The sequence below is a fragment of the Tenacibaculum sp. nBUS_03 genome (assembly GCF_051201695.1).
GTDB lineage: Bacteria > Bacteroidota > Bacteroidia > Flavobacteriales > Flavobacteriaceae > Polaribacter.
The window spans coordinates 2,606,032-2,632,297 of sequence record NZ_CP179214.1; the positions used below are offsets into that span (position 1 = coordinate 2,606,032).

A 26,266-nucleotide genomic window follows, 5' to 3' on the forward strand; every position below is an offset into this window, starting at 1 on the left:
GAATTATGAATTTAACACTTAAAATTTGGCGCCAAAAAGGGGCAAGTGATAAGGGAAAGATGGTGGATTATAAAGTGTCCGATATTTCTGAGCATATGTCTTTCTTAGAAATGATGGATGTTTTAAATGAACAATTAATCAATCAAGGAGAAGAACCTGTTGCTTTTGATCATGATTGTCGTGAAGGTATTTGCGGTATGTGTTCAATGTATATAAATGGTGAAGCTCATGGACCTGATCGTGGTGTAACTACATGTCAATTACATATGCGTATGTTTAAAGATGGAGATACAATTACTATTGAGCCATGGAGAGCTGCTGCTTTTCCTGTTGTAAAAGATTTAGTAGTTGATAGAAGTTCTTTTGAGCGTATTCAACAGTCTGGTGGGTATATTTCTGTAAATACTTCAGGGAACACTCAAGACGCTAATGCTATTCCTATTTCAAAAGAAGCTGCTGATAAGGCTATGGATGCTGCAACTTGTATTGGTTGTGGAGCATGTGTAGCAACTTGTAAAAACTCTTCTGCAATGTTGTTTGTAGGTGCTAAGGTATCTCAGTATGCTTTATTACCCCAAGGACAGGTAGAAGCCACAGAGCGTGTTAAAAACATGGTAGCTCAAATGGATTTAGAAGGCTTTGGTAACTGTACTAATACAGGAGCTTGTGAAATAGAATGTCCTAAAGGTATTTCTTTGGAAAATATTGCTCGAATGAATTCTGAGTTCTTGAAAGCAAGCTTTAAAGGGTAAAAAATAATTTATTTTGCGTAAAAAAAAACGAAGTTAATTAACTTCGTTTTTTTTATACCTTCACTTATTCCTAATATTATTACGCTCAAGGTTTTTTTTCTTAAGTAAGCAAAATTAGAGATACTTTTGACTTCTGTTGATTAAAACAACATTAAAATTCGGGGGGATTGGAATGTAAAAGTAATCACAAGTTTAAAAGTTTTATAAGTTTATTGAAACTCATGAAAAAAACCTGAGTGGAAACTCAGGTTTTTGTTTTTTATATTATGTAGGTTAATTAGTTCTTATACTTAAACCTTGGTTTTATCTTTTTTTAATTTTGACACAAACCCTTTTATTTTAATCATTGTTCTCTTGTTTTTAGCATTTGAATAGATAGTTACTGCTTTTGAAAAACTACCAGGTCTATTCGTGTCATAAGAAACCTGTATCTGCCCTTTTTTACCAGGCATAATTGGTTTTTCTGGTTTTTTTGGAACAGCACATCCACAGGTAGATTTAATTTCTTTAATTACTAAAGGAGCATCTCCAATATTTGTGAATTCAAAGGTCCTAGTTCCTTCAGATCCTTGAGTTATTTTTCCATAGTTAATAGTCTCTTCTTCAAATTTAAACTCTTGAGCTGAAATAGCTATTGATAATAGGCAAGTAGCTACAAATAATAATAATGTTTTCATAAAATATAAATTTAAGGTATTATTGGTTTATTTCTGTTTTAATTTGTTTAATTATGCTAGCAATGTTTTTATCATTAGGAGCTAGTTTTAGGGCTTTATTATAATTAACTAAAGCTTTATTATAATTTTTATTGGTTAAATATGCTTCTCCCAAACTGTCAAAAACATTTACTTTGTAGGGGTACATTTTGGTGTTTAACTTGAAAATAAATAGTGCTTTTTCTAATTGGTTTGAGCGTAATAATTTATATCCATAGGTGTTTAGTTCTCTACTTCCTTTGGTGAATTCAACTAATGAAGCAGCGAGTTTGTTTTCTTCACTTTTTAATTCTTTTACTGTTTTTTCTTCAAATATTTTATGTAAATACTCAACTACAATATAGTGTGGTGAATACTTTTTACCGCTTACTATAGCAAGTATATCTCTTTCAATATCTTGTTTAGGGTATTCTACTATTCGCCCAATTTCTTGATTGTTTTTATACAAGATAAAAGTGGGTACTCTGTGTATGTTTAATCCTTTTTCTTCTCCATTAGGGGCTGCTTTATAGGCTTCGGGTTTATTATCTACAGCAATCACCTCTAACTTATCTTTATTAAAATGAGTTTCATCAATTACTTTATAAAATTTTGGCAACTCTCGTTTGCTATCTCCACACCAACTACCATAAAAAGCTTTGATGGTATAATTTTGTAATAAATCTTTTAACTTATTTATAATTTTGTCATTTGTTAGATAGCTGTCATAGTTTTTTTTAAACCAACTAAAATTTTCATTTTCAAAAGCTTTTTTATTTGTTTTACCCAAAAGCATTAGCTTTCCATTACTGTCTTTTGCTAAACTGTTTATTACTTGTCCAGACACAAAAGAATTTACTACTAAAAAGAATACACATATATATTTTTTCATCATTACTATTTTCATCTTATTTTTCATTATTTATCAGCTTCCATACGTTCATATTATAGGTTTCTTTTGTAATACCAGTGAGTTCCTGTAAGGTTTTATAGTACCTTTTATTTCCTTTTTCATAAGGCCCACAATTAAGTAACTTCCATATTCCACTAAATCCTTTTTCATTTTCAATTTTCTTTATCAACAATGCATTTACTATATAATCTGCGGCATTATTGTATCCATTCGTTTTAAAATTCATTCGCTTTTCTTTAACAACAGTCCAATCAGGTTTTTGATTTACAATTTGTTTCTTAAAAGCATCAAATATCTCTTTCCATGTAAGACCCCAACTTCCACCATAGTAATAAGCACATCCCTCATCAACAGCCCTATTTACCTTATTTCTTGGCATAACAAGGCTCAGTCTGTCATGCCATAGATCATGAGGGTCAAATTCATTAAAATTCAAGTTATTTCCTATTAGTGATACTTTTCTGTCTCCTAAAATGGCACTGGTATTCCCTCTACTTTTACCGTTATAGTCTAATAAATATATTACCCCAATAAGTTTCAGAAGTTCTTGTAAATTTCCACTACAATAGATATCATTTCTTTTGTTTTTAGGTTTTAATTTTGAATCGTAAAAAGAAACCAATTCATTAAACTCTTCTGTGTTTTTATGGTTTATTTTATTTTTATAATGAAAAACATTGTTTCCTACTTTTTTGATTTTCCATTCTAGCGTATTTTTTATTAGTGGTGAGGAAAATTGAAAGGTATCACCCGTTTGATGAGCAATAAGCTCAAAAACAGCTTTTAGTATTGCTTTGTTCTCTTTAACTCCAATGTAAGATATTTGTATTAAGTAATCATTAGTGTCTAATAAAACAACATTTGTTAAATAAGGTTTATAAAAATTTGTATCCTTGAATACGTCATTTTTTCCAATGTTTTCCATTTCTTCTAACAATAAAAGTGTTTCAATTTTTTCTTTTTCAAATACAAATGGATTGTTGTCAGTTGTATTTTGCACATTCAGTAAAAAGCTATTTAATGAACTAATTAATGTCTTACTTATAGTGTTATTTTTAGGTAATTTAATGTCTTCATTTATCAATAAAAAGTCTGTTTGAGGACATACAAAACTTATCGAAAACATTGCAATTAATATTTTTACTGTTTTTAACATATTTTTAGTTATCTTAATATGGGTATTGGTCTGTTTTTTAATTGTTTAACATGTGTTGTGCATAGCGAAAATATAGGGCAATTTCAACATGTTAAAATTTGAAGGACAGGTAGCTTATAAACACGTATTAACTACCCTATTTATGCATTACATACATAGAAAATTGCTCTTTATACCTACATTTTGAATATGGAAACTATTTTTTATACCTTCATGGTTTTGTTTATGCATTTTATAAAAACATATAGCCTTCAAATCCTGATACATGCACTTTTTTGGGCATTGTTCATCTTTGTGTCATTATTTGTTTTTACGCCTTATTATTGGTCTGAAAATCCTTTTTTGCAATACTTTTTTATACTTGTAGTTATTGTATATGTTAATAACCATGTTTTACTACCTTTTTTCATAAAAAAGAAATGGTATTTCTTATACATTATTCTTTTTGGTTTAATATCATTCATTGCTACCCAACTTTATTGTAATGTATTTGCAAGGTGTGGATGTTCAATTATGAAATGCTTAAGTAATTATTTATGGCAAACCCTAGTTCCACTAATTTTTTTCTCGTTTATATTAATGCTTTTCAGATATATAGATAAAAGCAAAGAAGTTGAAACAATTAAACAAGAAAGAACAGAAATGGAGTTGAAATTTTTAAAATCTCAAATAAATCCACATATATTGTTTAATAATCTTAATACTATTTATTCTTATTCTCTTGAAAAGCCAGACGAAACTCCAGATTTAATTTTAAAATTGTCTGATAATTTAAAACATGTTCTTTATGAGAGTAATGCTGAGAAAGTACCTCTGTCTAAAGAATTACATTTTATTGATAATTATATCGAGTTTCACAAAATAAGGACTGAGGGTATTAAAGAAATAAGTTATACTAAGAATGTCAAAGAAGTACATCATAAAATAGCTCCTTTACTACTAATTACTATTATTGAAAATGCATTTAAGCATAGTTCAGTCAATAGTATTATTGATTTAAGTTTAGATGTAGAGAACTCGCAACTATTATTTATATGCAAGAATGATTATTTAGAACAAAATTCAACAAATAATAATACCATTGGTTTAACGAATTTGAGAAAGCGATTGGAGTTATTGTATGAAAACAAACATGAATTGGTCATTGATAAAAGCTCCAATTTTAACGTAACTATTAAGCTAACTCTTATTTAAAAAGGCTATGAATTGTATTATTATTGAAGATGAAATACCTGCACAAAGGATACTTAAAAACTATATTCGTAAAATACCTGATTTGAATATTCTTGCTTCTTTTCAAACGGCTACTTTGGCTAATGAATATTTAAAACAAGAGCCTGCTGATGTTGTTTTACTAGATATTAATTTACCTGATATTTCTGGAATTGATTTCATAAAAACTGTAAAAAAACCTCCACAAATAATCATTACTACAGCATACCCTGAGTTTGCTGTTGATAGCTTCGAATTGACTACAATAGTTGATTATTTAGTAAAACCTTTTTCTTTTGATCGATTTTTGAAAGCTATAAGTAAAGCTGAAAACCGAATCAATCATCAGGAGAAGGCACAAAAAAAAGCTATTTTTTTAAATATTGATAAAACAATACATAAAGTATATGTAGAAGATATATTATATATAGAATCTGACAGGAATTATGTTACATTTTTTACTCAAAATAAAAAGTTAAGTGTTATTGATTCTTTAAAAAAATGGGCGGAAATATTGAGTCCAAAACAGTTTATTCAAATACATAAATCATACATCATAAATATAAAAAAGATTGAAAAATACTCAGGAAGTAGTGTTTTTATAAATAAGCAAAAACTTCCGTTGGGGAGAACGTATAAAAACAGTTTTTCAGAAAGTATTAATTCTAGTAAAAATTAAAATAGAATTACTATGAAATATGCTTGCTTAGTTCATTTTTAAATTCAATTTTTTGATCTATAAAAATAGCTAAAGATGTTGCTTTTTTAGTGAAACCATAAAAATAGGTAAATGATATTACATTTTTTAAGTGTACAATTAAATTATGACCTAAAGAGCTTCCAAATGGTGAAAAATACTTAATAGTAGTTTTTTCTGGTAATTCTTTAGATGAAATTTCTATTTTTTCAATGTTTTCAAATGGTATAACAGCTTTTGATAAAATACCAAACTTTAATACTAATTGTTTTTTTCAATATCAATATAACAAGGCTTTTTAGATAATGATTTCATAACTGCAATTACCTGAAGAGCAGTATAGGCACTTAAAATACCTAAAATTAAAGAACCTTTTACATTACCCTGTTTCATCATAGAATGAGTAACAAACATTTCTATAATTACAACTAATAAAAAACCAAGTACTACACTAATAGCCGTTCCTTCTTTATGATAGGTATATTCTAAATCATCATATTGTCGTTTTTTCCAATTTAAAAGGCTATAGTAAAAAACTGCAATTTCAGTAGCTAAAATAGTTCCTGCTTTTGAAGGTAAAATTTGAGTACAAACCTGTTGGGCCTGATCAAAAAAATCTAAAGTAGCATCATTGTTTTTTCTTATTTCTTTGGCTGATTTTCGTACAGTTATAATTATATATACTAGTAAAGAAGTTTCTAATAATGGTATTAATATTACTTGTATTCTAGATAATACTTCTAAGTTTTCTTTTGGAAGAATATAATTTGAAATAACAAAGCCTAAAATAAGAATAGTTATAATAGATTTTTTAGAGCTCTCTTTTTTTCTTATTAAAAAGAAATAAACTAAAGGTATAGTAATTAACAAATCGATTAGTACAAAAGGAGATAAATTGGGAGTAAAAAAAGATGATTTTACCATTACTATAAGTGATAAAATCATCAATAAAGGAATTCCGTAAACTATTAAGCTTTCTTTTGTTTTAAAAGTATTTTGCATAACACGCTTATTATTTAAATTACTACTATTAATTAGTAAATTTAAAATGTGTTTTGTTACGGTTTTTTAGGATTATTTTTTCTTATAAACTATCCCGTTTTTCATTACAAAAACAACATTTTCCATAGTGTTTATATTTACAGTAGGGTCTTCATTTACAGCAATAATATCAGCATAAAAGCCTTTTTTTATTTGCCCAATTTCAGTATCCATTTTTAAAATTTTCGCATTGGTTATGGTTGCAGCTTGAATAGTTTCTATGGCTGGCATTCCAACTTCAACCATATAGCCAAATTCTTTTCCATTATTCCCATGCTTAAAAACACCAGCATCAGTTCCAAAAGCAATACCAACTCCTTTTTTATATGCCTTTGCAAAAGTTCCTTGAATTTGAGGGCCAACTTTTAAAGCTTTTGGCACAACTATGTCCGGATAAAATCCTTTTATTTTAGCTTTTTCCTCTACTTCTTTTCCAGCGGTTATTGTTGGAACCAAATACACATTGTTTTTGATCATTAAATCCATTGTTTTAGTACTCATATAAGTACCGTGTTCAATAGTTTTAACACCTCCCAAAACTGCGCGTTGCATACCTTCATCACCATGAGCATGTGCAGCTACATGCATTCCATAATCTTTGGCTGTTTCACAAATAGCTTTAATTTCTTCAATGGTAAACTGAGGGTTATCTCCACTTTTAGCAACACTTAAAACACCGCCAGTAGCTGTAATTTTAATACAATCAGCACCATTTTTATAACGTTGACGTACAGCTTTTTTTGCATCTTCAATACTATTAACCACTCCTTCTTTACGACCAGGATTTCCTATTAAAACTCTACTACTTCCATTTGTTGGATCAGCATGACCTCCAGTGGTTGCTAATGACTTACCTGCAGTGAAAACTCTTGGCCCTGGAATTTTACCAGCATCAATAGCTTTTCTAATGGCAATATTAACACCAGTACCCCCTAAATCTCTTACTGTTGTAAACCCTTTTAATAAGGTTGTTTTTGCAAAACCAACGGAATTAAAAGCAACATCAGCTTCATTTAAAATATATCTATTTAAACGTGTTTTAGCACTAAATTCTTGCTCTATATGTACATGCATATCAATATAAGCCCCGGTATAACTACTTTGTTCTTTAAATCGATTGTTTTCGCAGTTTTACTCTTTGGAGCTACATAACCATTAATTACGTTAATAATTTTGTTTTTTTCAACTATAATAGTTTGTTTTTGTTTGATTACACCTTCTTTAGTGTCTACTAATTTGCCACACAATATATACGTAGTTTGTGCTTGAATTGAAACGGTTGTGATTAAAAATAGTAGTAGAAATTTTATTTTTGTCATAGTATGCTGTAGTTATTAAATTCCTAAATATAAGCTTTTAAAGACTAATTAATAATGTTTTTTAGAAATCAAAAAGATGATTATTTTCAATATACCATAAGGAAAAATATAAAAAATGCAGTTAAATATAAAAACGTCTTTTTTAAAATATAGATAATTTAGAAGCTGTAGTAAATTTTTCTAAAAATTGTATTCCTTTAAAAGAATTTCCTTTTTTGTTTAGTTTTGGGCTCCAAACGGTAATTGCATAATGACCAGGATGTACTGCAACAATACCACCACCAACACCACTTTTACCAGGTAACCCCACTTTAAATGCAAATTCGCCAGATTCATCATAAAAACCACAAGTTTGCATGAGAGCATTAATTCTTTTAGATTGGCTTTGTGTTAAAACTTGGTTTCTTGTGTGGGGATTTATGCCCTTATTTGCCAAGAATAAAAAAGTGTTAGATAGTTCTTTAGCGCTCATTTCAAGAGAGCAGATGTCAAAATAAAAATCTAATACTTCAGAAGGAGCATTTTGAATATTATTAAAAGATTTTATGAAATTACATAATGCAATATTTCTGTAGCCTACTGATTTTTCTGATGCTGCTATTTTTTTTGAATATGTTATTTCTTCGGAACCAGCTAAATCTCTTACAAATGATAAAAAATCTTGTTTAGGGCTTTTTAGTTCGCTTAATAAAACATCAGCAATTACTATAGCACCTGCATTTATAAAAGGGTTTCTAGGAATACCTTTGTCACTTTCAAGCTGAACAAGAGAATTATAACTTGAGCCAGAAGGTTCAACACCTAATCTATTCCAAATGTTTTCTCCAAGTATACTGTATGCTAAACTTAACGATAGTACTTTTGAGATACTTTGAATAGAAAATTTTTCAGAATAGTCACCAATTCCGAAGTTAGTATTACTAGTTGAAGCTATGTGTATACCAAATTTATCGACATCTATATTTTGTAGCTCAGGTATATAGGATGCTGTTTTTCCTGTATCTTCTATATTCTTTATTTCAAGAAAAAGGCGTTGTATAATAGTATCAAAACTCATTTGCTTATTATACTTTTTTGTCATGTACTTTTGTAGGTACATGATCATTCCAAACTGTTAAAATATCAGTAGCAACACTTGCTCCACTACCTGCAGCTATAGCAAATTGACTTCTCCAACCTGCCAAAGTTCCACAAACATATAAACCTTCTTTGATTAAGTGATTAAAGTTACGAAGTTGTATTCTGTCTTTCATAACATTTGCCCTAGAATGACGTTCAATATATCGTTCAAGACCAGCAATATCAAATGGTTTTGAATAATTTAAAGCTACTACAGCATTTTTACTATAGTATTCATTTTTATTAGTAACAATTTTGTACCCATTTTCATCATCAAGCACAGCAATAACTTTTTCATTTTCTATTTGGGATATATTTGGGTATAGATTTTTTAATTGATCTTTTCCTGAAGTTAAGATGTCTTTTCCCAAAGTACCCTCAGCTATTCCTAAAACATTATTAAATAAAGCATCTTGTAAATGTGAAGAACGTTGGTGCATAATTATACCAACTCTCTTATTTTGAGCATATTCTTTTTTGTTGGCTGAACCCAAAACTAAGGCACATTGCATACCAGCAACACCACCTCCAATTATTAAAACATCAAAAATCATTTATGCCATTAACATTTTGATATTGGCTGCAAATAATTTAACAGCAATAGCTAATAATACTACACCAAATATTTTTCTAATAATTTTAATACCGTTTTGACCTATCATTTTTTCAATTCGAGCAGATGTTTTTAATACTCCATAAATTAATAATACATTTAAAAGTATGGCTATTAAAATATTTTCCCATGAATATTCAGCTCTTAATGAAAGTAGTGTTGTTAAACTTCCCGGACCAGCGATTAATGGAAAAGCAATGGGAAATACAGAAGCGTTAAGTGCTTCATCATCATCTTCTTTATATAGTGTAATTCCTAAAATCATCTCTAAAGCAATAAAAAACAAAATAAAAGCCCCAGCTACAGCGAATGAATGCACATCAATACCTATAAAACCTAATAACTGTTCTCCTAAAAACAAAAATATTACCATAATAACACCCGCAATAACAGATGCTTTTTCAGATTGTATATGGCCTACTTTTTTACGTAAGTCAATGATAATTGGTATGTTACCAATGATATCTATTACCGCAAATAATACCATAAAGGCAGTGAATATTTCTTTAAAATTAAAATTCATGATATATTGTTTTTCATCTGCAAAATTAGATAAGTAAACTTACAATCTATTATTTTTGCATAAAATTTTACACAAACGTAATATAAGACATTATCTTTTAACTTGTGTAATTAATTAATTTTCAAACACAAATAACATAAAGACAATATATGTTTCAATTAGGGAAAACAATTGTTTCAGAGGATCTTATAGAGAAAGAATTTGTTTGTAATATATCTGCCTGCAAGGGGGCTTGTTGTATTGACGGCGATGCTGGGGCTCCTTTAGATGAAGAAGAAACTAAGATTTTAGAAAAAATATATCCAAAAGTGAAACCTTTTTTACGTAAAGAAGGTATTGAAGCTATTGAAAATCAAGGTACATGGATTAAAGGTGATTTTGGCGAACTTGAAACTCCTTTAATTAATGATGCTGATTGTGCGTACGTTATTTTCGATGAAAAGGATACAGCTTTGTGTGCTATTGAAGAAGCTTATAATCAGGGTTTGATTGATTGGAAAAAACCAGTTTCTTGCCATTTATACCCTGTAAGAATAAAAGAATACAGTGAATTTTCTGCAGTAAATTATGATAAATGGGAAATCTGTGATGATGCGTGTTCCTTAGGAAAAGAGTTGCAGGTACCTGTTTATAAGTTTGTTAAGCAGGCATTAGTAAGGAAGTTTGGGCAAAATTGGTATGATGAATTAGAAAAGTTAGCAGAAAACCATAAAAAGAAGTAGGAGTTTTTAAAGTATAAATAATAAAAGTTTTGATGTAAATGCTTACTTTTAATAGGTTCCATAAAACTGTTAGTTACGCCTTTTTTTACGACCAAAAATTAATAAAGTAATTTAATGGCAGTTCAAGAAGTAAAAACATATAATTTTCAAAGTATATTTTCATTACAGTTAGTGGAGTTTGAAAAAGCTTGCATTGTTAATGAGCCTAAACAAGTTGATAATTATAAAATTTTTTGGATAAGAGAAGGGAAAGGAACTTATAATATTGATTTTAAAAGTTATTCTTTTAATGGAAATGTTTTGTTCTTCTTGTCACCAGGGCAAGTTTTTACTGTTGATTCCGAAAAAATAAAAGAAGCATACCAATTAAGTTTCTCAAGAGATTTCTACTGCATTCAAACCCATGATACTGAAATAGCTTGTAATGGTGTGTTGTTTAATAATGTTTATGAAACTCCATTTGTATCTCCTACTCATAAAGATACTCAAAAACTAAGCTTTATTTTAAGTAATTTGATAGAAGAGTTTGAATTAGAAGAGACGGCTCAATATGATATGTTACAATCTTTTTTAAAGCAGTTTATTATTTATTCAGTACGAATAAAAAAAGGGTATGATACTATAAAAGAAAATTTAGAAACTAAATTATTCAAAGACTTCAGTTTATTAGTAGAACAAAATTTTAAAAAACTTCATAGCGTTTCCGATTACGCTCAACGATTAGGTATATCTCCCAAATCTCTTACAAAACATTTTCAGAAAATAGGCACACAAACTCCAAGTGATTTTATTAAGAATAGAGTAATGATTGAAGCTAAAAGGCAGCTGATCTATTCTTCTGAAGCAATAAAACATATTGCTTTCGATTTAGGATTTAATGATCCAGCTTATTTTTCTCGTTTTTTTACTAAATCAGCGGGTCAATCTCCAAAGCAATTCCAAAAGGAGCATAAATTATAAGCTCTTTCAATATTTAATTTTATAAAAAACTCGTAACACAAGGGGAAGCTACGAGTATAGAAGGGTTTTAATTATAGAAAAAAACATTTGTTAGCATGTTTTTATCTAGGTTAGCAAATATATAGTGATTTGTATACCAAAACATTAACATAGGTTAATGAACTTCTTTTTTTTAAGTATTTGATGCTTGTCCAAGTAACAGGAACTTTTGTCCATTTTTTAAAGTGTGCCTCCGTCGCATCTTTGTATAAGAATTTAAAAACAAAGCATTATGAGAGCTGAAAATAACCAATGCCCTAACTGTTGGGGGTATCAAGAGTACGACGATCAATTTCCAGAAAGAGAAATGTGTAATTGTGAAAAAAAACTAAATAAAATTTAAACTAAATAAAATTATGAGTACAAGAATTGAAACATTAAACCCAGACACAACTACTGGAAAATCAAAGGAATTATTTGATGCTGTGCAAAGTAAATTAGGTTTTATTCCTAATTTAATTAAAGTTTTTGGTAATTCACCTGCAACGTTACAAAGTTATTTAAGCTTAGGAGAATTAACCGCAAGTGGAAATTTTTCTAATAAATTCAGAGAACAATTAGCATTGGCTATTGCTGAGGAAAATAAATGTAACTATTGTTTATCAGCTCATACAGCAATTGGTAAGATGAATGGTTTATCTGAAGAGGAAGCAGAGGAGAATAGACAAGGTAAAGCTTCGAAAGAAAAAGTAAAAGTAGGATTACAATTTGCTCAAAGTATAACTAAAAACAGAGGAAATGTAACCTCAGAAGAGATTAAAGCTTTTAAAGAAGCAGGGTATAATGATAGTGACGTTTTAGAAATAGTATTAAATGTAGTAGCTAATACATTAACGAACTACGTAAACCATATTGCTGAGACAGAAATTGATTTTCCAAAAGTAGAAGCAGGGAAGTATACATTAAACGCATAATAAATAATTAAAAAATTAAGAACACATGAAAAAAATAATAGTATTTTTAATCGTAGTAGTAGGATTTGCATTTAAAGTAAATGGTCAAGAAGTAAAAACAGTTGCTCTTGAACAAACTAAAGGAGAGTTTACACAAAAATCATTGACATTATCTGAAGGGACATATATTTTTGAAATAACAAATACTAAAGTCGGTCATGATGTTGGTTTTGTTCTAGCTCCTAAAGGAAAAGTTGAGCAGAAAGATCATATAAAAAATGCATATGTAACTTCGTTAGTAAAAAATAATGGAAAATCTACTTCTAAAAAAGTAACTCTTAAAAAAGGAGAGTATGTTTATTTTTGTCCTTTAAATCCAACACCTCAATATACATTAACAGTAAAGTAATACATCGTTTATGTAGCTTTTAGTTTACCTCTTCAGAATAATGAAGAGGTTTTTTATGTTTAGAGTAGTCTTGTTTATACGCTAATACTTGAATAATAGACGTTTATGGTGTTTTTTTGAAATTTTTGAAATTTAAAATTAAAATTTGAATAGCTAAGAAATTTGAGTAAAAGAAATATAACATTTGTATCCGTAATATAATATGGAAAGCGAGGTAATACTTTGATTGTTTGACTTTTTTAGTGTCTAATTAAAACTTTAACTAAACTTAAAATTATGTCAACAGTAAACAGTCAATTTACAGATTCAGTTATCTCAAGCATGAATGAAGCAAATAAATTAATGCATGATGTTAGCGCTACAGAAGGAAATACTGCTAAGTTAGAAGCAGATGTAAAAGCAGTTAGTCAAGATCTTCAAACAATAGATAGTGATTTAACTATTTCCAAAACAATAAACACAAAATTAAAAGACTTAGACTCAGCATTAAGTGAGGCTGTAGAATTATTAGAAGTAGTTTCAATAATTCCAGAAATTGGAACTGAAGCATCAGAAATAAAAAATGTACTTACAACATTTAAGAAACCTATAGATGAAGCTCTCGATGTTTCTAATAAAGTTGAAAAAATAGTCGCTCCAATAAGAAAAGCTATTGATAAGGTAGAGCCTAAAGTAAAACAAATTGACGAGGTATTATTAAAACTAATGAATGCAGAAAATCAATTTATTGCTACCTTAGGAGGTGCTATAAATTGTATTAGTAGTCTTCCAAATTCAATAGTAAAAACTGATTTAGTTAACCATTTAGATTCAGCAGCAGATAAGGTTGATTCTGGAGTTTTAGCTTTTGATAATGCACAAATAAAAATTTTAAATGGTATTAGTGAAGTTACTGAAGAGGTAGAGAAAATTAAGCACTTAGTAATGGGGTTGGTAAGTTTAGAAAACCAAATTAATGCGGTGATCAATGTTTTAAATCCTTTAATTTCTTCTTTAAATTCTGTGAAAAATGTATTAAGTCATACAATACGTGTACCATATGGTGGTTATCCTAAATTTTGTTACAAGCATGTCTTAGGTATAAAATTACCTTATCCATGTGGGTGGCATACAGTTTATTTTTCATTTAATGTAGAGCAAATTATAAAAGGAGGATTAAGTGTTATAGGACCGGTTATGGACTTGTTAAATAAAGCTATGAATGCAGTTTTACAACCAGTATTAAGATCGCTAAATTTAAAGATACACCTCCCATCTATACCAGGATTGAGTATTCTTAATGATTTATCTGAAGATTTGAATTCATTTATAACGAAAACAATTGAACCAATAAATGATTTTGTAAATCAATTAAATGTTTTTGAAAATGCATTCAAAGATCTTGAAGGGTTTATTTCTGAAGTTGAAAAAATTAACAGAGCCTGTACAGTACAATTAAAATAAAATTTTACTTTGATTTATGATACCTCATCATAATTTATGATGAGGTTTTTAAATAAAAAGAATGTTTTGTGTATTTAAATTTGGAGACTATCAACTTATAATGTAAATATCGTATCCTCGTTTTTTATTTGATTATAAATACTATTTATTTTTTGGTACATAGAAGAAAAAAATATTTTTCGTTCAATTTCAGCATCTCCAGAGACTTTTTTTGATAATTGAATTTTTTTGTTAAATGAACGAATTGTTTCTTCGCAAATAAGTTCATCATCTATGCGTAAATAAGATGTTTGTATATAGGGTATTAGGAGTGTTTTTGTTTTTTTTGAGTTAAAAATAACAGCATTGTCTAAAGAAGCTAGTTTACTGTAATACATTTTACTCTTTACATTTGAGTTTTTATTTAAAGATTCATTTTTAATTTTATTTTCTATACTTTTAGTCATTAACTTTAATTCATCACATAATTGTATAGCTTGTTCTTGATTTATTAGTTTTATTTTAAAACAATAATATATTTCATATAGATTACTATTAATTGTGTTGTCATTCCATATTTCAGTACAATTAACTTTTTTAAATGCATTTTTAAAACAAATAGACTCGTATATTAGGTTTGATGAAATACTGAACGCTTCGAAAGTTACTTCTCTTTTGTTAATGTTTTCTTTTGAGTAGGGTAAGTTTAATAAAGAATATATTTTAAACTTTTGAATTAAACTGTTTTGAGGAAAATAATATAAAGGAATATCTTTCGCAGTATATAATATTTCCGAGTTTTCCAGTTTACCAAAATGATTAATCAACTTATTGCTTTTTATAAAAAAAGATTCTAGGGTATTATTCGTTTGAAAATTGTAGTCTTTTTGAACAATTATAGATTCATTTTCTTTAAAGCTATAAATTGTATTTAGTGAAATTTTATAGAATTTAGCAAGACAAAGAGCTTCTTTAAAAGAAAGTTCTGTTTTATTGTTAATTCGTCTATAGGCTGCATCGTAGTTAATATCTAAAACACTAGCTATTTCTTCTACTAAAGAAATATTTTTCGGGAGCTTTTGTTTTATCTGACAAAAAAACTGTTCGACCTCTTTTTTCATTTGTAATTTTTTTGTAAAAAATGCAAATCAAAATTTGAAAATTTGTAATTTTTTGCGTTTTTTTTATAGAAAATGAATTTTATTTGTGCTTCGATAGATTATGCTTTTTGAAGGGTGCATATTTTATCAAAACTATATTTTTGTACGTAAATGCAAGAATTAAGATAGTCTTCTCGTTAAAGGGAAGACTATTCTATTTGCAATATATTGTTGATTTTTTAGCAAAATACAAAAAATATTATGATGTTAATACTCCCTTCTTATTAAAAGGTTGAATGATACTTAAGCTACTCTCTTTAATTGTGTTTTTTTTGAAAGTAAATGTTTTTTCTTGTAGTTTGTTGTTTTCAAAGAAACTTACTTGAAAACGATTGTCTAAAGCAAACAATTCTGGTTGAATCAACTCAACCTTAGCTATAGAATTACTTGGTAGCAACTCTATTTTTTTACGGAAAACTGAGGTGGTTTTCGTTTCTGAAAAACCTTGAGAAACAATAACAACCATTTCAATTGCAATATTTTTTTTATTTATGATATAAACATTCCAGTCATCTGTTTTATGAACTTCATTTTGTTCTAAAACTATAGCCATTTCTATATCACTAACTTCTGGTATTTGTATGTCTTTTTTCATTTAAAGAGCGTATTTTAAAATTGTAAGTATAGTATCTTTATAAAAGCTACTACCCAAGAGAATTTTGATTTTATTATTATATACTTCAGTAAAAATATCTAGAACACATATCCATGTATCCCGATTATTATCATGTAAAAATCATAACTTTTGGCATAAAGGTTAAATTTTCAAGATAACCAGCTAACGAATAAGCAGGAAAACTATATGTTTAACCATTCTTTTTAATGTAGGTATAGAGAGAATAGGACTCTGATATTTTTTATAAATTGATAAAAAGTATCTAGTGGTACCTTTAAAGATGAAAATACTATTTAATTAATTATAAGTACTCAAACCTTAATAATCTTTCAAGAGTTTCTTGCAAAATTGTTCTAAGAAAATATGGTAACATTAAAAGAGCAAATAAAAAAATCAGACCCAAGAGGCCTGACAGTTTTTAGATGATAGCCTTAAATTGATCTAAAAAGCGTTTGTCATTTTCATAAAACATACGAATATCAGGTATCTGATATAAAAGCATTGCAATACGCTCAATTCCCATTCCAAAAGCATAACCAGAATATTTAGTAGGATCAATGTTACAGTTTTTTAAAACATTAGGATCAACCATACCACATCCCATGATTTCTAGCCAACCAGTACCTTTGGTAATTCTGTAATCAGTTTCAGTTTCAAGTCCCCAGTATATATCTACTTCAGCACTTGGTTCAGTAAAAGGAAAATATGAAGGACGTAAACGAATTTTGGATTTACCAAACATCTCTTTAGTAAAGTATAATAGTGTTTGTTTTAAATCGGCAAAAGAAACATCAGTATCAATATATAAGCCTTCTACCTGATGGAAAATACAATGCGCACGAGCAGAAATATCTTCATTACGAAAAACTCTTCCAGGAGAAATGGTTCTAATAGGAGGTTCGTTATTTTCCATATAACGAACTTGCACAGACGATGTATGCGTTCTTAGTAAAGTGTCTGGATTTTTATCTATAAAAAAGGTGTCCTGCATGTCACGAGCAGGGTGGTATTCCGGTAAGTTTAAAGCTGAGAAGTTATGCCAGTCATCTTCAATTTCCGGCCCTCAGAAACGGTAAAACCAATACGATTAAACACCTCAATAATTTGATTTCTTACTAAAGAAATAGGATGACGCGACCCTAATTCTATTGGCTCAGAAGGACGGGTTAAATCGCCATAAATTCCTTTATCTTCAATAGTATTATTTAAGGTGTCATTTAATTCAGCTACTTTAACTTCAGCAGATTTTTTAAGATTATTTAAAGCTTGTCCAAAATCTTTGCGCAACTCAGTATCAACATTCTTAAACTCAGCAAATAAATCTTTTAACAATCCTTTACTTCCTAAGTATTTAATTCTGAATGTTTCAACTTCTTCCTTAGACGTTGCTTTAAAAGCTTTTACGTCACCAATCAATTCTTTTACCTTATCTAACATTATTTATTAATCCAAAAAAATTAAGTTGCAAATTTAAGCTTTTTTAGTTAAAAAATCAGGAGATTTCAGCTAATAACGAAAACGATGTAGAAAAGTGAAAAATAAACTAGAAAATCAAATTTAAGAAATTGTAAATTAATTATATTTGCCGAGTAAAATTGTTAAAATAATAACACAACAATTAATTTATGGAATCTAAAATAAATGCTTTTATGGATTACGTTAAGGAACGTAATGCATACGAACCAGAGTTTTTGCAAGCTGTACATGAGGTAGCAGAAACTGTAATTCCGTTTATAGAAAACAATCCAAAATACCAAGGTAAAAAGTTATTAGAGCGAATGGTTGAGCCAGAGCGCACTTTAATGTTTAGAGTACCTTGGGTTGATGATAATGGAGAGACTCAAGTAAACAGAGGTTATAGAGTAGAGTTTAACTCTGCAATTGGTCCATATAAAGGAGGGCTACGTTTTCACCCTTCAGTAAACTTATCAATCTTAAAGTTTTTAGGATTCGAACAAGTTTTCAAAAATTCATTAACCACATTACCAATGGGTGGAGGAAAAGGTGGATCTGATTTTAACCCTAAAGGAAAGTCGGATAATGAAGTGATGAAGTTTTGTCAATCTTTCATGACTGAATTATCTCGTCATATAGGAGCAAATACGGATGTTCCAGCTGGAGATATTGGTGTTGGAGGAAGAGAAATCGGATTTATGTTTGGTCAATATAAGCGTTTACGTAATGAATTTACTGGTGTTTTAACAGGGAAAGGAGCTTCTTGGGGAGGTTCTTTAATCCGTCCAGAAGCAACAGGTTATGGTGATGTTTATTTTGCTGAAAACATGTTGAATTTTAAAGGAGATTCTTTTAAAGGGAAAACAGTAGCGGTTTCAGGCTCAGGAAATGTGGCGCAATATGCAACTGAAAAAGCAACTCAATTAGGTGCTAAAGTGGTTACTTTATCTGATTCTTCAGGGTACATTTATGATGAAGAAGGAATAGATGCTGAGAAATTAGCATTTGTTATGGAGATCAAGAATGTTCGTCGTGGAAGAATTAGTGAATACCTTGAAAAGTATTCATCAGCTAAATTCTTTGCAAAAGAAAGACCTTGGGGTGTTAAATGTGACGTTGCTTTGCCATGTGCAACTCAAAATGAGTTGAATGGAGAAGAAGCGAAAACTTTGGTGGCAAATGGATGTATTTGTGTAGCTGAAGGTGCCAATATGCCATCAACACCAGAAGCTATTGAAGTATTTCAAGAAGCAAAAATTTTATTTGCTCCAGGAAAAGCTTCAAATGCAGGAGGAGTAGCAACTTCTGGTTTAGAAATGTCTCAAAACTCATTACGTTTGTCATGGACACGTGAAGAAGTAGATAGTAAATTACACGGTATTATGAATAGTATTCATGAAGCTTGTGTAAAGTATGGTACTCAAGAAGATGGATATGTAGATTACGTTAAAGGAGCTAATGTCGCTGGTTTTGTAAAAGTAGCTGATGCAATGTTAGATCAAGGAGTAGTGTAATTTTAAAAGCCACAAAAAATATTTAAAAGCCTTATAAATTTTAATTTATAAGGCTTTTTTCTTTGAAGGTATTTAGTTGCCCAAAAAAAGAACATGGTAAATAAAAAAATCAATTTTCACATTCCGTTATAATATGTATCTTTACTGATTAAGAGAAGATTCTAGACATTGTTTTTATGTGTCTGTAAATCAATAACATAAAATGTTTTTTGATACTGAGAAGTATTCAGATTTAAAAAGCATTCTAAAAAATATACATATAAATTATGAGTTGTAGCGGTTGCTCAACTAACAAAAACGGCGTTCCTAAGGGGTGTAAAAGCAATGGGAATTGTGCTACAGGATCTTGTGGAAGCGGAAATAAACTAGCTGTTTTTGATTGGTTATCGAATATGACTTTGCCAACAGGTGAAGCACCTTTTAATATTTATGAAGTACGTTTTAAAAACGGAAGAAAACACTTTTACAAAAATTTAGAGAAGCTAACTCTTTCAATGGGAGATATAGTTGCTGTAGAAGGAACTTCAGGACATGATGTAGGAATAGTTTCTTTGGCAGGAGAGCTTGTAAAAGTACAAATGAAAAAGAGAAAAATTGATGCTGAGGGTGATGAGGTAAAAAAGATATACAGAAAAGCATCTCAAAAAGACATTGATGTTTGGCAAAACGCTAGGCAAAGAGAACAAGAAACGCAAAGGAAAGGAAGAGAGATTATTAGTAAATTAGGACTGAAAATGAAATTGTCAGATGTCGAGTATCAAGGAGATGGTACTAAGGCTACTTTTTATTATACTGCTGATGATAGAGTAGATTTCCGTCAATTAATTCGTGATTTAGCGAGTGCTTTTTCTATTAGGGTAGAAATGCGCCAGGTAGGGATGCGTCAAGAAGCCGCTAGGTTAGGTGGTATTGGTTCTTGTGGACGAGAGCTATGTTGCTCAACATGGTTAACTGATTTTAGAAAAGTTAATACAGCTGCAGCTCGCTACCAACAGTTGTCTTTAAACCCATTAAAGCTTGCAGGTCAGTGTGGTAAATTAAAATGTTGTTTAAATTTTGAGTTAGACACTTATTTAGATGCCTTAAAAAAGTTTCCGAAACAAGATTTAGTTCTTAAAACAGAAAAAGGTGATGCTGTTTTTGTAAAGATGGATATTTTTAAAGGGCTACTTTGGTATACATACAAAGAGGAGAGCTTTAAATGGTTTAGAATATCATTAGAGCAAACTCAAGAAATTATTGAATTAAATACCAATAATGAATTAGCTTCTCCGTTAGAAGAATATGAGTCAGAAATTGTAGAAGAGCCAAAAGTTGATTTTGAAAATGTAGTAGGACAAGATAGCTTAACTCGTTTTGATACTCCAAAAAAACCAAGACGAAATAAAAGAAGAGGAAAAAGAATTAGTAATAACAGATCAAAAGATAACAGAGCTAAAGAGTCTAGGCCAAATAAAACAGCAACTGATAAGCAAAAGCCAGACAATAGAAAGCCAAGGCCAAATAGAGCTAGAAACAATAAGCCTAAAGAAGGAGAAGTAAAGCAGAAAACAAGTCCTAATCAGCAAAAAAGAACACAAAATACTAAACAAAAAGGACAGGTTAAACAGAATCCTAATCAACAAAAAAATCCACAAGGTGTTCAAAAGTCAAAAGGAGAGGTGAAGAAGAAACCTAATCAACAAAAAAGAACACCTGAGAGTAAACCAAAGGGTAAAAACCCTAACCAACAAAAAAAGGCTACCGGAAATAAGCCAAATAATCAAAGAAGAAGAAATAATAATAAAAAAGGAAATAATAACGGTAACAAAAATGCTGAAGATAATAAATAAAAGTAGTGTAATAGTAATACTTTCTATACTAACTTTTTTATTCATTTCGTGTGATAAAAAAAGAGTTTTTGATGAATATTTACCAATATCAAATCAAAAATGGAGTAAGCATAATACATTACAATTTTCTTTTACAGCAACAGATACAATACAAAAGCATAATCTTTTTATTAATGTTAGAAATAACAAAGATTACCCTTTCAGTAATTTATTTGTAATTGCTCAAATTAACTTCCCTGATGGAAATGTAATCACTGATACTTTAGAATATGATATGGCTGATGTGACTGGGAAGTTCTTAGGAGAGGGAGCTTTAGATATTAGAGATAATAAACTTTTTTATAAAGAAAATATTACATTTCCAACAAAAGGAATCTACACATTTAAGGTACGTCAATCTATGAGAAAAAATGGTAGTATTGATGGAATAGAAGAACTTGAAGGTCTTACCCATATTGGATTTAGAATTGAAAAAACAGAATAATGACAGAAGAAAAAACAACAAACTTTAGTAAATACATTAAATGGTTTTGGGGAATCATTTTAGGTGGATTTCTTTTTATTTGCTTGCTATTTTTATTGGCATCATGGGGAGCTTTTGGAGAGTTGCCATCATTTGAAGAATTAGAAAACCCGAAGAGTGATTTAGCCACTGAAGTAATTTCTATTGATGGAAAAACATTAGGTAAATATTACGTGAAAGCGAATAGAACTCCAATTAAGTTTAAAGATTTACCAAAAAACTTAATGCAGGCTTTAGTAGCTACGGAAGATGAACGTTTTTATGAGCATTCAGGTATCGATTTTAAAGGTTTAGCAAGAGCAGTATCTAAATTTGGAGCCGGAGGAGGAGCAAGTACTATTACACAACAATTAGCAAAAAACCTTTTTACAGGAAGAGCTTCAAGAAATATTGTAATACGCATTATTCAAAAAATGAAAGAATGGGTTGTTGCAGTAAAATTAGAACGTCAGTATACAAAAGAAGAAATTGCAACGATGTATTTAAATACACAAGGGTTTCTTTTTAATGCTACAGGTATACGTTCTGCAGCTCGCATTTATTTTGGAAAAGAACCTAAAGATTTGGATTTACAAGAGTCTGCAATTCTAGTAGCAATGTTAAAAAATCCAAGACAATATAATCCATACAGAAAAGTTTCAAAAAAGAAATCTTTACAGCGTAGAAATGTTGTTTTTTCTCAAATGAAAAAAAATGGATTTTTAACTGATAAAGAGAAAGACTCATTACAAAAATTACCATTAAAAATAAGTTTTACACCTGAAAGTCACAGTGATGGTTTAGCTACTTATTTTAGAGAAAACTTGAAGCAGTTTTTGAAAAAATGGGCGAAAAATAACCCTAAAGAGAACGGAGAGTTTTATAACATTTATAAAGATGGGTTAAAAGTATATGTAACCATTGATTCTCGTATGCAACAATATGCTCAAGAGGCATTAAAGACTCACATGGCAAATCTTCAATCTTTTTTTAATAAAGAACAAAAGAATAATAAAACAGCTCCTTTTTATGATTTAGATAAGTCTGAAATAGCGAGCACAATAAGGAGGGCAAAACAAAACTCTAATCGTTATAAGAGAATGAAAGCTGCAGGTAAATCTGAAAAGGAAATAGATAAAGCTTTTCAAACAGAAACAGATATGCGAGTTTTTTCTTGGAAAGGAGAACGTGATACTGTCATGACCCCCTATGATTCTATTCGTTATTATAAATATTTTTTACGTTCAGGTTTAGTATCTATTGAGCCTCAAACTGGACATATAAAAGCATGGGTTGGAGGAATCAATAATAAATATTTTAAATATGATGCAGTGAAGCAACAAAAACGTCAAGTAGGTTCTACTTTTAAACCTTTTGTTTATGCTACAGCTATTAATCAATTAAAAATGTCGCCTTGCGATAAATTACCTAATACTCCATATACAATTCCTAAAGAAAAATATGGAATGCCAAAAGACTGGACTCCTAAAAATTCAAATAATAAATATGGGGGGATGTTAACATTAAGAAAAGGTTTAGCACAATCAACAAATGTTATTACAGCAAACTTGATTGATAAAGTATCACCAATTAATGTTGTTCGTTTGGCTCAATCTGCAGGGATAAAATCAAAAATAGAGGCAAACCCGTCTATAGCATTAGGAGCTATCGATTTGTCATTAATGGAAATGGTAAGTGCATATTCAACCTTTGCCAATAAAGGCTTACGTGTTAGTCCTATGATGATTACTCGTATAGAGGACAAAAATGGTACAGTTTTACAAGAATTTGTACCAGAAACCAAAGAGGTTTTAAGTGAAGAGTCTGCGTATGTTATTTTAGATTTAATGAAGGGTGTTACTTTGTCTGGTTCAGGAGCAAGGCTTCGTTCATCATGGACAAAAAGAAAAGAAGCAACTACAGGTTTTCCTTATAAGTTTACGAACCCTATAGCAGGAAAAACAGGTACTACACAAAATCAATCTGATGGATGGTTTATGGGGATTGTTCCAAACTTAGCAACTGGAGTTTGGACTGGAGGTGAAGATAGAGCAACACATTTTTATGGTATTGGTTTAGGACAAGGAGCAACGATGTCATTACCCACTTGGGGGTTGTTTATGAAAAAATGTTATGAAGATAAAACTTTAAATATTAGCCAAGAAGATTTTGAAAAACCTTCCGGAGAGTTGACGATTAATATTGATTGTGAAAAAGAACCAGAGGTAAAGAAAGGGGAGGAAAAGAAAGAAGAAAAGAAGGAAGAAGAAGATACAGATTTTTAAAACAGTAACAAACAACGAATATGATTAATAAAGAAGTAAATAATGTCCAAGAAGCTGTTGATGGTGTTAGTGACGGAATGACACTAATGCTAGGTGGGTTTGGTTTATGTGGAATTCCTGAAAATGCTATAGCTGAACTTGTAAGATTAGGTGTTAAAGAGGTAACATGCATCTCTAATAATGCTGGTGTTGATGATTTCGGATTAGGTTTATTATTACAAAACCGTCAAATAAAAAAAATGATTTCATCTTATGTTGGAGAAAATGACGAATTTGAACGTCAAATGTTATCAGGTGAATTAGAAGTAGAATTAACTCCTCAAGGAACTTTAGCTGAAAAGTGTAGAGCTGCACAAGCAGGATTTCCTGCATTTTACACACCTGCTGGTTATGGTACTGAAGTAGCTGAAGGAAAAGAAACACGTGAGTTTGATGGTAAAATGTATGTGTTAGAGCCTGCATTTAAAGCTGAATATGCTTTTGTAAAAGCATGGAAAGGTGACGCTGCAGGAAATCTAGTATTTAAAGGTACTTCAAGAAATTTTAATCCGAATATGTGCGGAGCAGCAAAAATTACTGTTGCTGAGGTAGAAGAGTTAGTTCCGGTTGGTGAGTTGGATCCAAATCAAATTCATATACCTGGAATTTTTGTACAGCGTATTTTTCAAGGAGAAAAATATGAAAAGAGAATTGAACAACGCACAGTAAGACAAAGAAACTAATTATGGCTTTAGATAAAAACGGAATAGCAAAACGCATTGCAAAAGAAGTTAAAAACGGGTATTACGTTAACTTAGGTATTGGAATACCTACTTTAGTAGCTAACTTTGTTAGAGAGGATATAGAAGTAGAATTTCAAAGTGAAAATGGAGTATTAGGTATGGGGCCTTTTCCATTTGAAGGAGAAGAAGATGCTGATATTATTAATGCAGGTAAACAAACGATAACTACAATGCCTGGTGCAAGTTTTTTCGATTCTGCTACCAGTTTTTCAATGATTCGAGGAAAACATGTACATCTTACAATTTTAGGCGCAATGGAAGTGGCTGAAAATGGAGATATAGCTAATTGGAAAATTCCTGGAAAAATGGTAAAAGGAATGGGTGGAGCAATGGATTTAGTAGCAAGTGCTGATAATATTATTGTTGCTATGATGCATACTAATAAGAGAGGAGAGTCTAAAATATTAAAAAAATGTTCTTTACCATTAACAGGAGTAGGATGTGTTACCAAGGTAGTGACTAACTTAGCAGTATTAGAAGTAAAGGATAATACATTCCATTTGTTAGAAAGAGCCCCAGGAGTTAGCGTAGAAGAAATTCAAAAGGCTACTGAAGGAACATTGGTAGTTAATGGAGATGTTCCAGAAATGGAAATTTAAAAATGATATTTATTAAAAAGTTTTATAGAGGAATATATCCCATATTAGCGATTCTATTTATCCTTATTTTTGATAAAGGCATACAAATAGAACCGTCATGGTTAGGAATTGCAATAGCGGTTGCTTTAGCCTATTTTTTATCACCTAGAAAAAAGATTATTCAAACTCAAACAGGAGAAAAAACTCAATTAACTTGGGTTTTTCTTAAAAAACCTATTTTCTTAGATTAATGAAAATAATCTCATATAACGTAAACGGAATAAGAGCAGCTTTAAAGAAAGGATTTTTAGATTGGTTGCAACAAGCAAATCCAGATGTAATTTGTATTCAAGAAACTAAAGCACATAAAGAACAATTAGATGTAACCGAATTTGAAAATGCTGGGTATCCATATCATTATTGGTTTTCAGCAGAAAAAAAAGGGTATTCTTCAGTAGCCGTTTTTTGTAAAAAAGAACCTAAACATGTAGAATATGGAACAGGAATTGAAATGATGGACTTTGAAGGAAGAAATCTTAGGGTAGATTATGATGATGTTTCTATTATGAGTATGTATTTGCCTTCTGGAACTAATAGTGCTCGTTTGAATTACAAATTTAGTTATATGGATAAGATTTTAGAATATACTTTAGAGTTGAGAAAATCAATTCCTAATTTAATTATCTGTGGCGATTATAATATTTGTCATGAAGAGATAGATATTCATAATCCCAAAATGAAAGGAGTTTCAGGATTTTTACCTGAAGAAAGAGAGTGGTTAGGAAGATTTATAGATAGCGGTTTTGTAGATAGTTTTCGTTTTATGAATCCTGAAAGACAAGAATATTCTTGGTGGAGTTATAGAGCAAATGCTAGAGCGAATAACAAAGGCTGGCGATTAGATTATGCTATGGTAACCGAAGCGTTGAAAGAAAAAATTACCAGAGCTTATATTTTACCAGAAGCAAAGCACTCTGATCACTGCCCTATTGTGGTTGAATTAGATGTATAATTAAATTTAAATTTTTTGAAATACCCTTCTTTTTAAAAGAACTAC

Annotated in this window: 25 protein-coding genes and 2 pseudogenes; 16 read left to right on the top strand and 11 right to left on the bottom strand. The window is 29.9% G+C overall.

What is annotated here, in order from left to right; translation table 11 throughout:
• Window positions 1-5 precede the first annotated feature (5 nt).
• Window positions 6-752: a succinate dehydrogenase/fumarate reductase iron-sulfur subunit gene (locus ACMFBB_RS12055; protein WP_435261028.1), complete on the top strand. Its 747-nt coding sequence runs from the start codon at window positions 6-8 to the stop codon at window positions 750-752.
• Between the two features lie 290 nt (window positions 753-1,042).
• Here ACMFBB_RS12055 and ACMFBB_RS12060 read toward each other — a convergent pair whose 3' ends face one another.
• From ACMFBB_RS12060 to ACMFBB_RS12070, 3 genes are read right to left on the bottom strand one after another with little or no spacing between them, the layout of a single operon-like run.
• Window positions 1,043-1,429, bottom strand: a complete 387-nt coding sequence (locus ACMFBB_RS12060; RefSeq protein ID WP_435261029.1) for a DUF1573 domain-containing protein — start codon at window positions 1,427-1,429, stop codon at window positions 1,043-1,045.
• 19 nt (window positions 1,430-1,448) lie between these two features.
• Window positions 1,449-2,342 (bottom strand): tetratricopeptide repeat protein, encoded by an 894-nt coding sequence (locus ACMFBB_RS12065; protein WP_435261030.1) that lies wholly within the window; start codon window positions 2,340-2,342, stop codon window positions 1,449-1,451.
• 13 nt (window positions 2,343-2,355) lie between these two features.
• Window positions 2,356-3,516, bottom strand: a complete 1,161-nt coding sequence (locus ACMFBB_RS12070) for a hypothetical protein (protein ID WP_435261031.1) — start codon at window positions 3,514-3,516, stop codon at window positions 2,356-2,358.
• A gap of 579 nt (window positions 3,517-4,095) precedes the next feature.
• Here ACMFBB_RS12070 and ACMFBB_RS12075 point away from each other — a divergent pair.
• Both ACMFBB_RS12075 and ACMFBB_RS12080 read left to right on the top strand, forming a co-directional pair.
• Window positions 4,096-4,710, top strand: coding sequence for a sensor histidine kinase (locus ACMFBB_RS12075; protein ID WP_435261032.1), 615 nt, complete (start codon window positions 4,096-4,098; stop codon window positions 4,708-4,710).
• A gap of 7 nt (window positions 4,711-4,717) precedes the next feature.
• Window positions 4,718-5,407 (top strand): LytR/AlgR family response regulator transcription factor, encoded by a 690-nt coding sequence (locus tag ACMFBB_RS12080; RefSeq protein WP_435261033.1) that lies wholly within the window; start codon window positions 4,718-4,720, stop codon window positions 5,405-5,407.
• Between the two features lie 279 nt (window positions 5,408-5,686).
• On the opposite strand, the gene ACMFBB_RS12085 is transcribed toward ACMFBB_RS12080, so the two are convergent.
• The 5 genes and pseudogenes from ACMFBB_RS12085 to ACMFBB_RS12105 form a co-directional block, all read right to left on the bottom strand.
• Window positions 5,687-6,427: a hypothetical protein gene (locus ACMFBB_RS12085; RefSeq protein WP_435261034.1), complete on the bottom strand. Its 741-nt coding sequence runs from the start codon at window positions 6,425-6,427 to the stop codon at window positions 5,687-5,689.
• Between the two features lie 72 nt (window positions 6,428-6,499).
• Window positions 6,500-7,785 (bottom strand): annotated as a pseudogene (locus tag ACMFBB_RS12090) (amidohydrolase family protein).
• Window positions 7,786-7,927: 142 nt separating this feature from the next.
• The gene (locus ACMFBB_RS12095) at window positions 7,928-8,842 is read right to left on the bottom strand and encodes a glutaminase (protein WP_435264301.1); all 915 of its coding nucleotides are present in this window, start codon (window positions 8,840-8,842) and stop codon (window positions 7,928-7,930) included.
• 7 nt (window positions 8,843-8,849) lie between these two features.
• The gene (locus tag ACMFBB_RS12100) at window positions 8,850-9,458 is read right to left on the bottom strand and encodes an FAD-dependent oxidoreductase (protein WP_435261035.1); all 609 of its coding nucleotides are present in this window, start codon (window positions 9,456-9,458) and stop codon (window positions 8,850-8,852) included.
• Window positions 9,459-10,040: a MarC family protein gene (locus tag ACMFBB_RS12105; protein ID WP_435261036.1), complete on the bottom strand. Its 582-nt coding sequence runs from the start codon at window positions 10,038-10,040 to the stop codon at window positions 9,459-9,461.
• A 149-nt stretch (window positions 10,041-10,189) separates the two neighbouring features.
• On the opposite strand from ACMFBB_RS12105, the gene ACMFBB_RS12110 reads away from it, so the two are divergent.
• The 5 genes from ACMFBB_RS12110 (at window position 10,190) to ACMFBB_RS12130 (ending at window position 14,506) form a co-directional block, all read left to right on the top strand.
• The gene (locus ACMFBB_RS12110; protein WP_435261037.1) at window positions 10,190-10,762 is read left to right on the top strand and encodes a DUF3109 family protein; all 573 of its coding nucleotides are present in this window, start codon (window positions 10,190-10,192) and stop codon (window positions 10,760-10,762) included.
• Between the two features lie 114 nt (window positions 10,763-10,876).
• A complete protein-coding gene (locus tag ACMFBB_RS12115; RefSeq protein WP_435261038.1) occupies window positions 10,877-11,722 on the top strand; it encodes a helix-turn-helix domain-containing protein in 846 nt (281 codons plus the stop codon).
• 395 nt (window positions 11,723-12,117) lie between these two features.
• The gene (locus ACMFBB_RS12120; RefSeq protein WP_435261039.1) at window positions 12,118-12,675 is read left to right on the top strand and encodes a carboxymuconolactone decarboxylase family protein; all 558 of its coding nucleotides are present in this window, start codon (window positions 12,118-12,120) and stop codon (window positions 12,673-12,675) included.
• Window positions 12,676-12,700: 25 nt separating this feature from the next.
• The gene (locus tag ACMFBB_RS12125) at window positions 12,701-13,063 is read left to right on the top strand and encodes a plastocyanin/azurin family copper-binding protein (RefSeq protein WP_435261040.1); all 363 of its coding nucleotides are present in this window, start codon (window positions 12,701-12,703) and stop codon (window positions 13,061-13,063) included.
• Between the two features lie 276 nt (window positions 13,064-13,339).
• A complete protein-coding gene (locus ACMFBB_RS12130; RefSeq protein WP_435261041.1) occupies window positions 13,340-14,506 on the top strand; it encodes a hypothetical protein in 1,167 nt (388 codons plus the stop codon).
• Between the two features lie 95 nt (window positions 14,507-14,601).
• Here ACMFBB_RS12130 and ACMFBB_RS12135 read toward each other — a convergent pair whose 3' ends face one another.
• The 3 genes and pseudogenes from ACMFBB_RS12135 to pheS form a co-directional block, all read right to left on the bottom strand.
• Window positions 14,602-15,606 carry a hypothetical protein gene (locus ACMFBB_RS12135; protein ID WP_435261042.1) on the bottom strand — a complete coding sequence of 335 codons (1,005 nt, stop codon included), beginning with the start codon at window positions 15,604-15,606 and terminating at the stop codon, window positions 14,602-14,604.
• Window positions 15,607-15,844: 238 nt separating this feature from the next.
• Window positions 15,845-16,240, bottom strand: coding sequence for a hypothetical protein (locus ACMFBB_RS12140; protein WP_435261043.1), 396 nt, complete (start codon window positions 16,238-16,240; stop codon window positions 15,845-15,847).
• 439 nt (window positions 16,241-16,679) lie between these two features.
• A pseudogene (gene pheS / locus ACMFBB_RS12145) lies at window positions 16,680-17,698 on the bottom strand (phenylalanine--tRNA ligase subunit alpha).
• A 188-nt stretch (window positions 17,699-17,886) separates the two neighbouring features.
• Between pheS and gdhA the strand changes: the two are divergent.
• The 8 genes from gdhA to ACMFBB_RS12185 all read left to right on the top strand — a co-directional run bounded on the left by gdhA (window position 17,887) and on the right by ACMFBB_RS12185 (window position 26,221).
• Window positions 17,887-19,230, top strand: a complete 1,344-nt coding sequence (gdhA, locus tag ACMFBB_RS12150; RefSeq protein ID WP_435261044.1) for an NADP-specific glutamate dehydrogenase — start codon at window positions 17,887-17,889, stop codon at window positions 19,228-19,230.
• Window positions 19,231-19,496: 266 nt separating this feature from the next.
• Entirely contained in the window at window positions 19,497-21,062 is a 1,566-nt protein-coding gene (gene ricT / locus ACMFBB_RS12155) for a regulatory iron-sulfur-containing complex subunit RicT (protein ID WP_435261045.1), read from the top strand.
• Window positions 21,043-21,546 carry a gliding motility lipoprotein GldH gene (locus ACMFBB_RS12160; protein WP_435261046.1) on the top strand — a complete coding sequence of 168 codons (504 nt, stop codon included), beginning with the start codon at window positions 21,043-21,045 and terminating at the stop codon, window positions 21,544-21,546. Before ricT ends, ACMFBB_RS12160 begins: the two co-directional genes overlap by 20 nt.
• Window positions 21,546-23,849, top strand: a complete 2,304-nt coding sequence (locus tag ACMFBB_RS12165) for a transglycosylase domain-containing protein (RefSeq protein WP_435261047.1) — start codon at window positions 21,546-21,548, stop codon at window positions 23,847-23,849. Before ACMFBB_RS12160 ends, ACMFBB_RS12165 begins: the two co-directional genes overlap by 1 nt.
• A gap of 20 nt (window positions 23,850-23,869) precedes the next feature.
• Entirely contained in the window at window positions 23,870-24,571 is a 702-nt protein-coding gene (locus ACMFBB_RS12170) for a CoA transferase subunit A (RefSeq protein ID WP_093869620.1), read from the top strand.
• Between the two features lie 2 nt (window positions 24,572-24,573).
• Window positions 24,574-25,230 (top strand): 3-oxoacid CoA-transferase subunit B, encoded by a 657-nt coding sequence (locus ACMFBB_RS12175; protein WP_435261048.1) that lies wholly within the window; start codon window positions 24,574-24,576, stop codon window positions 25,228-25,230.
• A gap of 2 nt (window positions 25,231-25,232) precedes the next feature.
• The gene (locus tag ACMFBB_RS12180) at window positions 25,233-25,460 is read left to right on the top strand and encodes a hypothetical protein (RefSeq protein ID WP_435261049.1); all 228 of its coding nucleotides are present in this window, start codon (window positions 25,233-25,235) and stop codon (window positions 25,458-25,460) included.
• Window positions 25,460-26,221, top strand: coding sequence for an exodeoxyribonuclease III (locus tag ACMFBB_RS12185; protein WP_435261050.1), 762 nt, complete (start codon window positions 25,460-25,462; stop codon window positions 26,219-26,221). The genes ACMFBB_RS12180 and ACMFBB_RS12185 overlap by 1 nt, the downstream gene beginning before the upstream one ends.
• Window positions 26,222-26,266: the final 45 nt, after the last annotated feature.

Bases quoted from the DNA above. Each gene is read 5' to 3' on its own strand.
- ACMFBB_RS12075 (WP_435261032.1), top strand. From the start codon at position 4,096: ATGCTTTTCAGATATATAGATAAAAGCAAAGAAGTTGAAACAATTAAA.
- ACMFBB_RS12105 (WP_435261036.1), bottom strand. From the start codon at position 10,040: ATGAATTTTAATTTTAAAGAAATATTCACTGCCTTTATGGTATTATTT.
- ACMFBB_RS12175 (WP_435261048.1), top strand. From the start codon at position 24,574: ATGGCTTTAGATAAAAACGGAATAGCAAAACGCATTGCAAAAGAAGTT.
- ACMFBB_RS12180 (WP_435261049.1), top strand. From the start codon at position 25,233: ATGATATTTATTAAAAAGTTTTATAGAGGAATATATCCCATATTAGCG.
- ACMFBB_RS12160 (WP_435261046.1), top strand. From the start codon at position 21,043: ATGCTGAAGATAATAAATAAAAGTAGTGTAATAGTAATACTTTCTATA.
- ACMFBB_RS12125 (WP_435261040.1), top strand. From the start codon at position 12,701: ATGAAAAAAATAATAGTATTTTTAATCGTAGTAGTAGGATTTGCATTT.
- ACMFBB_RS12095 (WP_435264301.1), bottom strand. From the start codon at position 8,842: ATGAGTTTTGATACTATTATACAACGCCTTTTTCTTGAAATAAAGAAT.
- ACMFBB_RS12070 (WP_435261031.1), bottom strand. From the start codon at position 3,516: ATGTTAAAAACAGTAAAAATATTAATTGCAATGTTTTCGATAAGTTTT.
- ACMFBB_RS12185 (WP_435261050.1), top strand. From the start codon at position 25,460: ATGAAAATAATCTCATATAACGTAAACGGAATAAGAGCAGCTTTAAAG.
- ACMFBB_RS12100 (WP_435261035.1), bottom strand. From the start codon at position 9,458: ATGATTTTTGATGTTTTAATAATTGGAGGTGGTGTTGCTGGTATGCAA.
- ACMFBB_RS12165 (WP_435261047.1), top strand. From the start codon at position 21,546: ATGACAGAAGAAAAAACAACAAACTTTAGTAAATACATTAAATGGTTT.
- ACMFBB_RS12130 (WP_435261041.1), top strand. From the start codon at position 13,340: ATGTCAACAGTAAACAGTCAATTTACAGATTCAGTTATCTCAAGCATG.
- ACMFBB_RS12080 (WP_435261033.1), top strand. From the start codon at position 4,718: ATGAATTGTATTATTATTGAAGATGAAATACCTGCACAAAGGATACTT.
- ACMFBB_RS12170 (WP_093869620.1), top strand. From the start codon at position 23,870: ATGATTAATAAAGAAGTAAATAATGTCCAAGAAGCTGTTGATGGTGTT.
- ACMFBB_RS12120 (WP_435261039.1), top strand. From the start codon at position 12,118: ATGAGTACAAGAATTGAAACATTAAACCCAGACACAACTACTGGAAAA.
- ACMFBB_RS12085 (WP_435261034.1), bottom strand. From the start codon at position 6,427: ATGCAAAATACTTTTAAAACAAAAGAAAGCTTAATAGTTTACGGAATT.
- ACMFBB_RS12110 (WP_435261037.1), top strand. From the start codon at position 10,190: ATGTTTCAATTAGGGAAAACAATTGTTTCAGAGGATCTTATAGAGAAA.
- ACMFBB_RS12135 (WP_435261042.1), bottom strand. From the start codon at position 15,606: ATGAAAAAAGAGGTCGAACAGTTTTTTTGTCAGATAAAACAAAAGCTC.
- ACMFBB_RS12115 (WP_435261038.1), top strand. From the start codon at position 10,877: ATGGCAGTTCAAGAAGTAAAAACATATAATTTTCAAAGTATATTTTCA.
- gdhA (WP_435261044.1), top strand. From the start codon at position 17,887: ATGGAATCTAAAATAAATGCTTTTATGGATTACGTTAAGGAACGTAAT.
- ACMFBB_RS12060 (WP_435261029.1), bottom strand. From the start codon at position 1,429: ATGAAAACATTATTATTATTTGTAGCTACTTGCCTATTATCAATAGCT.
- ricT (WP_435261045.1), top strand. From the start codon at position 19,497: ATGAGTTGTAGCGGTTGCTCAACTAACAAAAACGGCGTTCCTAAGGGG.
- ACMFBB_RS12065 (WP_435261030.1), bottom strand. From the start codon at position 2,342: ATGATGAAAAAATATATATGTGTATTCTTTTTAGTAGTAAATTCTTTT.
- ACMFBB_RS12055 (WP_435261028.1), top strand. From the start codon at position 6: ATGAATTTAACACTTAAAATTTGGCGCCAAAAAGGGGCAAGTGATAAG.
- ACMFBB_RS12140 (WP_435261043.1), bottom strand. From the start codon at position 16,240: ATGAAAAAAGACATACAAATACCAGAAGTTAGTGATATAGAAATGGCT.